6 protein-coding genes are annotated in these 7,049 nt (G+C 73.4%); 4 read left to right on the forward strand and 2 right to left on the reverse strand.

What is annotated here, in order from left to right; genetic code table 11:
* Positions 1-29: 29 nt before the first annotated feature.
* On the forward strand, positions 30-1,619 hold the full coding sequence (locus tag ACFP2E_RS14000) for a lipopolysaccharide biosynthesis protein (RefSeq protein WP_378524097.1): 1,590 nt from the start codon (positions 30-32) through the stop codon (positions 1,617-1,619).
* Here ACFP2E_RS14000 and ACFP2E_RS14005 read toward each other — a convergent pair.
* The gene (locus tag ACFP2E_RS14005; protein WP_378524099.1) at positions 1,607-2,569 is read right to left on the reverse strand and encodes a sulfotransferase; all 963 of its coding nucleotides are present in this window, start codon (positions 2,567-2,569) and stop codon (positions 1,607-1,609) included. The genes ACFP2E_RS14000 and ACFP2E_RS14005 overlap by 13 nt on opposite strands.
* A 194-nt stretch (positions 2,570-2,763) precedes the next feature.
* Here ACFP2E_RS14005 and ACFP2E_RS14010 point away from each other — a divergent pair, with 194 nt between their 5' ends.
* Complete coding sequence (locus tag ACFP2E_RS14010) at positions 2,764-3,513, forward strand: LamG domain-containing protein (RefSeq protein WP_378524100.1); 750 nt, start codon at positions 2,764-2,766, stop codon at positions 3,511-3,513.
* A 65-nt stretch (positions 3,514-3,578) separates the two neighbouring features.
* Positions 3,579-4,436 (forward strand): hypothetical protein, encoded by an 858-nt coding sequence (locus ACFP2E_RS14015; RefSeq protein ID WP_378524101.1) that lies wholly within the window; start codon positions 3,579-3,581, stop codon positions 4,434-4,436.
* Between the two features lie 325 nt (positions 4,437-4,761).
* Here ACFP2E_RS14015 and ACFP2E_RS14020 read toward each other — a convergent pair whose 3' ends face one another.
* Positions 4,762-5,763 carry a sulfotransferase gene (locus ACFP2E_RS14020; protein ID WP_378524102.1) on the reverse strand — a complete coding sequence of 334 codons (1,002 nt, stop codon included), beginning with the start codon at positions 5,761-5,763 and terminating at the stop codon, positions 4,762-4,764.
* A 166-nt stretch (positions 5,764-5,929) separates the two neighbouring features.
* Here ACFP2E_RS14020 and ACFP2E_RS14025 point away from each other — a divergent pair, with 166 nt between their 5' ends.
* Positions 5,930-6,814, forward strand: a complete 885-nt coding sequence (locus ACFP2E_RS14025) for a sulfotransferase family protein (protein WP_378524103.1) — start codon at positions 5,930-5,932, stop codon at positions 6,812-6,814.
* Positions 6,815-7,049 lie beyond the last annotated feature (235 nt).

The raw sequence follows: 7,049 nt of genomic DNA on the forward strand, positions 1-7,049 counted from the left end.
GACGGGTGCCTCGGAGGGCGGGCCGGCTGATGGTGGACATCCGGACAGGGACCGGCGCCCCGGGACCGCCTGCGGATCTCCGGCGGCTGGCGCGGGGCAGCTCGGCCAACCTCGGCGGCAGCGTGGTGGCGGCGCTGCTCAACATCGTGCTGCCGGTGGTGGTGACCCGCAGCCTCGACCAGCAGGACGCCGGGCTGTTCTTCCAGGCGATCGCGCTGTTCACGATCCTGCTCAACACCGGCACGATCGGCGCCGACACCGGCGTCCTCCGGATGCTGCCGCGTGCCCTCGTCCTCGAGCGCCGTGGTGACCTGCGCCGCTACCTGGTCGTCGCCCTGCTCCCGGCGCTGGCGTTCGGCGTGCTCCTCACGTTGGCGACGCTGCTGCTCGCCGGCCCGCTCAGCCGGGGCCTCACCGACGACCCGGAGACGGCCGAGACCTTCCGCACGGTGCTGCTGGTGCTGCTGCCGTGGGTCCCCGTCGGCGTCCTCTACTCGATCACGATGTCGACCAGCCGCGGCCTCGGCTCGGTGGTGCCGCTGGTGGTGGTGGAGAAGATCGGCCGCCACGCCCTGGAGACGGGCGCGGTCGCCCTGGCGCTCGCGCTCGGCGCCTCGGTAGCGCTCGTGGTGCTGGCCTGGGTGGCGCCGTACCTGGCCATGGTGGTCGTGGTCGCCGCGTGGGTGCGCCGCCGGGTGAGGCGGGCCACGTCGAGGGTGCGCAACGATCGTCCGCAGCATGCCCCGCGGGCGTGGCGCGACCTCGCCGAGGAGTTCTGGCGGTTCTCCGCGCCCCGGGCCCTCGCGCGCGTGTTCACCGTGCTCCAGCAGCGGGTCGACGTGCTCGTCGTCGGCGCCCTGCTCGGCCCGGCCGACGCCGCCGTCTACGCCGCCGCCACCCGTTTCCTCGTCCTCGGCCAGATGCTCGTGCAGTCCATCCAGCAGGTCATGGCCCCCACCATCAGTGCCCGGCTCGCCGTCGACGACCGGGCCCGCGCCGAGGCCATCTACCGCACCACGACGGCCTGGCTGACGCTGATGTCGTGGCCGCTGTACCTCACCGCGATCCTGTTCTCCCCGCTGCTGATCGGCATCTTCGGCCCGGGCTACGTCGAGGGTGCGACCACGGTGAGCGTGCTCTGCGCCGCCATGCTGGTGGCCACCGCGTGCGGCCCCGTGGACACCGTGCTGCTCATGGAGGGACGAAGCGTCCTCAGCGTCGTCAACACCGGCCTGGCGCTGGCGGTGGATGTCGTCCTGATCCTGCTCCTGGTGCCCCGCCTCGGGATCGTGGGGGCGGCCCTCGCCTGGGCGGTGGCCATCCTCGTGAAGAACCTCCTGCCGCTGTGGCAGGTCAACCGCTACCTCTCCCTCCACCCACTGGGACCGGCCACCCGGTCGGCGATGGCGGCCACGGTCACGTCGTTCGGCGTGGTCGCGGGGGCGTGCGCGCTGGTGCTCGGGCGCGGCCTCACGGGCTTCACGGTTGCCGCGCTGCTCGCGACCGCGACCTACGCCGCGCTGGTGTGGCGGCGTCTGGACGTGCTGGAGGGTGAGGCGCTGCTCGCCGTGCTGCGGCGCCGTCAGCGGGCCGACCAGCGACCGGATCAGCGCCCGTAGCCGTAGCGCAGCAGGCCCGGCCAGCTGATCGCGGTGACCGTGCGGCGTTCGTCGGCCGGCAGGGACTCCCGCCAGGCGTCGTCGGGGCGGATCGTCACCACCCCGGTCTGCAGCCGCATCGGGTTGCCCCAGACGCTGTGGTCCGTGGCGAGCTCCGCGTCTGCCGGGCCGCGGAAGGGCAGCGCGGCGTCGCTCGGATCGAGGCCGAGGAAGGCGGCGACCTCCCGGGTGCGCTCGCGCGGGGCGGCGACGAAGTCCTCGTAGCGCAGCTGGTGGCGCGGGGTGCCGGTGCGGCCGATGGCCTCGAAGACCGCGTTGTCGAGCAGCCAGGCGGCTGCCGTCCGGCTCGGCGGCTTCCGGAGCATCTCGCGGCCGGCGTCGCTGCGGAGCACGTGCTTGGTCCACGAGTACGCCACCCCGTGGCTGCGCCGCACGAGGTGCAGCACCCGCAGGTCGACGCCGGGCGTGCGCCTGGCCAGCAGGGCGACCTCGGGCTGCTTGGAGTTGTCGATGATCACCTGCGCGTCGCTCGCCGCGGTGATGCCGGCGTACAGCCGCCCGAGGTTCGCCACGTAGTCGTCGACGTCGGCGCCGGTGGAGGGGCCGAGCGGACGGCCCAGCAGCTCGGGGATCCTCCGGTTGCGGGTGATCCGGCGGCGGACGTCGTTGGCGCGCTCCGCGTCGACCCGGTCCCAGCCGCCGAAGGCGTGCTCGCCCACGGCGCTCCAGAAGGCGCACTCCAGGAACGGGGCGCCACAGCCGCAGGCCCGGTTGCGCATCACGCCGTACGTCCAGATCCAGCACAGCTCGCCCACGGACACGGCGCCCGGCAGGCTGCCGAGGACGCGGGAGACGAGGGTGCTGCCGCTGCGCCCGGTGGCGCCGATGAAGCAGACGCGCGAGAGGGACGAAGTGTTCCGCTGGGCGCCGACGGGGCGGGCCTCGGTCATGGTGCTCCACCTTCCGCAGCGTGGGGGAGACCTCGGGAGCGGCCTGCGGGTCATGTTGTCGTCCCGGAGCCCCGGACCCGGTGCTTCGTGGAGGCAGATACCCAAAGTCAGGGATCGTCCGCGACATCCCGCGGACGGGGGTCGACACGAGGGTTTGATCTGGGGGGAGGGGGGCCTTACCGAGGGAGCAGGACATGCGCAGTGCGCGAGCTGTGGTGCTGGGGGCCCTGGCGTCGGGGGTGGTCGTCGGCCTGGTGATGGCGCCGGCCACGGCGTACGCCGGGGTGATCGGAGACTGGCAGATGGACGAGGAGGCCGGGGCCACCCAGATGCTCGACAGATCGGGGACCGGCTTCCACGGGACGATCGGTCCCGACGTGGTGCTCCACGAGGCGACGCCGGACGGGGGCTGGGGCTACCGGTTCAAGGGCGACTGGTGGATCGTCAACCAGGGCCGGCTGGTGCTCTGGGACGACGACCAGAACGGCGACACGAGTGCCCTCGACCCGGGGACGGAGCCGTACGCGGTGACCATCCGGCTCAAGACCGGCGCCCGGGACCCCAACATCATCCAGAAGGGGCAGTACGGGCAGACCGGCGGCTTCTGGAAGTTCGCCCTCAAGAAGGGCTGGCCGCGGTGCCACTTCCAGGACGAGAACGGCAAGCGGAAGGCGATCGGCTTCGTCAACGACTCCCGGCCCGAGGCCATGATCGCCGACGGCGAGTGGCACACGCTGCGCTGCGAGCGGCTCGCGAACGGCGTGAAGATGACGATCGACTACGGAGAGCCCACCGAGATCAGCAAGTGGATCCGCGGGACGGTCGGCCGGATCGACAACACCCGGCCGATGACGCTCGGCGGCAAGGTCGACTGCGACTACGTCAACGTCACCTGCGACTACTTCGCCGGCGCGGTGGACTGGGTGATCCTCGAGAAGGGCTGATCCTGCACCGGGCCCAGGCCTGGGCCCGGCTGCGGCAGGGGACGGACGCGGCAGGAGGTGGACCGATGGTGGTCCGACGGGGGAGAGGCACGGCGTGGGCGCTGGCGGGCGCCCTCGCCGTCAGCGGCGCGCTCACGGCGTGCCAGCAGGACGAGCCGGCACCGCCCGCCACGGCGCAGGTCACCGAGACGCCCGAGCCCTCGCCGTCGCGCACCGTCCGGCCCGGCGTGGAGCGGGTGCTGATGCTCCACTTCCGCCGGGACGACGACGGCGGGCTCGACGTGTCGAACTCGTGGGACGCCCGGGTGAAGGTAGCGACCGCCACGTGGGGCGACGGCGAGGTGCGCGCGGTGAAGTCCCAGTTCGGCCGGGCGGCGGCCTTCCCGTCGTTCGCGCGGCAGGATGCCGGCTACGCCGTCCTCAGCGTCACCAACGCCGGCGTCCGCGACGCGCTGAGCCCCGGCGAGTCGGACTTCTCCTTCGGCGCCGACGTCTACATGGAGAGGGAGACGACGGGGTCGCCGGCCGACAACGGCGACAACGTGCTGCAGCGCGGCCTGTTCGAGGGGGCCGCCCAGTACAAGCTCCAGGTCGACGGCGGCCGGCCCTCGTGCCGCGTCGTCGGGTTGAAGGGCGACGTGATCGTCAAGATGGACAAGAAGCTGGCGCCCGAGAGCTGGTACCGGATCCGCTGCACCCGCCGCCCCACCTACCTGCGGCTCGAGGTCAGCCTGCTGACCGAGAACGGGCCCGTCGACTGGACCCCCGTGACGCGGCAGGGAGTCACCGGCGCGGTCGTGCTGCCGCGGCACACCGCGCTCGCGATCGGCGGCAAGGTCGCCGAGGACGGCAGCGTCATCCCCAGCTCGACCGACCAGTTCAACGGCCGGCTCGACCGGGTCTTCCTACGTCGCTACGAGTGACCCCGGCGGAAGGGCAGGGGCCGCGGGTGGTGCGCGTGGCCCTTACCCCAGTTCGGGGGATCGCTGGTCACCCCCACACCGACAATTGGGGATTGCCTGCCCCGGCGGCCCGAAGGCAGGGTGGAGTGACAGGGCGAGCAGCGAACCAGCGGCTCGACCCGGAGACGCTCACCAGTCGTTCGAGGCCGGTCGGGGAGGGAGATCTTCGTGGCGCCTGTCCTCTGGTGTCCCCCGCGCAAGAGCTGGCGCCACCCCATCTTCCTGGCTTCGGCCAGGCGGTGGTGCCCGGTCTGCTGAGGCGGCTGGTGAGCCCGGGGGGCTCCGTTCAGCCGCGGAGCCGGTAGCCGTAGCGGCGCAGCGTGGGCCAGGTCAGTGCCGAGATGGCGCTCCGGTCGGTGGGCGACATCCGCTGCTGCCACTCGAGGTCGGGCGCGAGGGCGACCAGGCCGTGGAGCGGGGGCTGCCGGCTGCCGCTGATGGCGTGCTGCACGCCGACCCGGATGATGCCGGGCGCGGCGAAGACGCGCCGGGTGTCGCCGGGCACGTCGAGCGCGTCGAGGAGGGTCACCGTGCACCCCTGCGGGTCGGTCAGGAACTCCTCGTAGGTCACCCGGGTGTAGTGGCGCAGCCGGCGCTCGCCGAGGCGCTCCAGCACACGGTTCCAGACCGCCCAGCGCAGCGCCGAGCGGCCGGGCTGGCATCGCTCGGGGAAGACGTTGCGGGCCGCGGGCGGGAGCCGCCGGCGGCCGGAGTAGGCGGCCGCCCGTGGGTCGCGCAGGAAGTGCACCACCCGGACGTCGATGTCGTCGAGGTCGTCCAGGAGGGCGGCGTACGTCGGTCGCTTGGAGGAGTCGACGACGACGTCGGCGCCAGCGACGGTGGCCACCGCCGAGTAGAAGCGCTCGAGCAGGTCTGCGAGCTCGTCGGAACCGGTGACGGGCGCCACCTCGGGGTCGTCGGAGGACTCCGGCACGTCGGCCGGGTCGGGGTGCCGGGTCCGCGTGCCGCGGAGGTGGTGGGGGAGGGTGCGCACGTTGGTGCGGGCCTCGAGCTCGGCGCTCCACCGGGCGGCCGCGGCGCGGCGCTGGTCGGTGGAGCCGGGACCGAGCGTCACGTCCATGACGTCGATCCAGAACGGGCAGCGACTGAACCGGGTGCCGCAGCCGCAGAGCTGGTCCTCGACCACGCCGCGCCGCCACACGAGGCGGGCCTCGCCGATCGAGACGAAGCCCGGCACCTCACCGAGGACGTGGGCCAGCATCCCGCTGCCACCACCGCCCGTGCCGCCGATGTAGAGCACGGGGGTGGGCCACTCGTCCGCGCTCATGCCGTCACCCCTCGTCGGCGCCCCGGGCACCGGGCTCGCGCTCCCACCTCCCTCACGCTAGGGCCGCGGAACCCCCGCAAGAACGGGTGATCGGGGCGTTCCCCACTATTGGGGAACCTCCCTTCCGCGGGCGGAGGTGACCCCCCGAGAGGTCTTGACTCGAGGGGTGGACGGTCCGCTGTTCATCCTCGGGGCACCGAGGTCGGGTACGTCGCTTCTCTACCGGGTGCTCTGCCTGCATCCGGCCGCGGCCTGGGTCAGCGGCTGGAATGCCCGGGCCACCACACTCCCCGAGGTGGCAGTTCTGCACCGCCTCGGTCGCGGTGCTCCCGCGCTGCGTCGGCGGATCTGGTTCGGCGAGGAGGGCGACGAGCTCTACCCCCACCGGACCGCCCTCGGCCGGGTGGCGCGACGCTTCCCCCAGCCGGTGGAGGGGGAGCGTGTCTTCCGGCGCCGCCGGGCCCTCCCGGGGCACGGCGCGACGGCGCCGGACCGGAGCCAGGAGCGGCTGCGACGGGACGTCGAGCGCATCGTGCGCGCGTCCGGCGGGCGGGTTCTGGTCTCCAAGGCGACCGCCCACAACCGCCGGGTCTCGCTGCTCGACTCGCTCTTCCCGGAGTCGAGGTTCGTGGTGGTGTGCCGTGACGGCCGCGACGTCGCCCACTCGCTCACCGAGGCCGCCTCGTGGCCCCGGGAGCAGCCCTGGTGGTGGATGGGCACCCCGACGGAGTGGGCGGCGGCACGGGACGACGTCGTCGCGCTGGCGGCCCGGCACTGGGTCGAGGAGGTCACCGCGATCGAGGACGGCGTCGCCGGCCTGCCGCGGTCCCGGGTGCTGCGGGTGACCTACGAGGCCATGGTGCGCTCACCCCTCGACGTGCTCTCCGGCGTCGCGGTCTTCAGCGGCCTCGGTACCGACCCCGGCTGGGAGGAGGAGCTCGCCGAGCTCCGCTTCCCGCACTTCTCCCGCCTCACCCCGCGCACCACCCACGAGCCCCGCGTCGACGAGATCCAGGCCGACACCCTCCGCGACCTCGGCTACCCCGCCTGACCCGGGCGCAGGGCGGTGACCCACGCCGATCGAGCTCGTCGAGACCTCGCCGGGAACCGCGCGGTGGGTACGGCGTACCCAGCGCGCCGGATCCACCGCACAGGCGTCGGGTTGCTGCCCTGCCTCGCTCACGGGGTTTCGAGGCTCGGCGCTGGCGCGCCTCGCACCTCAACCACCGGTGCCACGCGGCCACGAGCCGGTGGCCACGGCCTGGGGAACCGGTGGTCGAGTAGCG

Source organism: Nocardioides sp. GCM10027114 (assembly GCF_042659625.1).
GTDB lineage: Bacteria > Actinomycetota > Actinomycetes > Propionibacteriales > Nocardioidaceae > Nocardioides.

Excerpts from the sequence above, each read along its gene's own strand:
- ACFP2E_RS14000 (WP_378524097.1), top strand. The coding sequence starts at position 30 with ATGGTGGACATCCGGACAGGGACCGGCGCCCCGGGACCGCCTGCGGAT.
- ACFP2E_RS14005 (WP_378524099.1), bottom strand. The coding sequence starts at position 2,569 with ATGACCGAGGCCCGCCCCGTCGGCGCCCAGCGGAACACTTCGTCCCTC.
- ACFP2E_RS14010 (WP_378524100.1), top strand. The coding sequence starts at position 2,764 with ATGCGCAGTGCGCGAGCTGTGGTGCTGGGGGCCCTGGCGTCGGGGGTG.
- ACFP2E_RS14015 (WP_378524101.1), top strand. The coding sequence starts at position 3,579 with ATGGTGGTCCGACGGGGGAGAGGCACGGCGTGGGCGCTGGCGGGCGCC.
- ACFP2E_RS14020 (WP_378524102.1), bottom strand. The coding sequence starts at position 5,763 with ATGAGCGCGGACGAGTGGCCCACCCCCGTGCTCTACATCGGCGGCACG.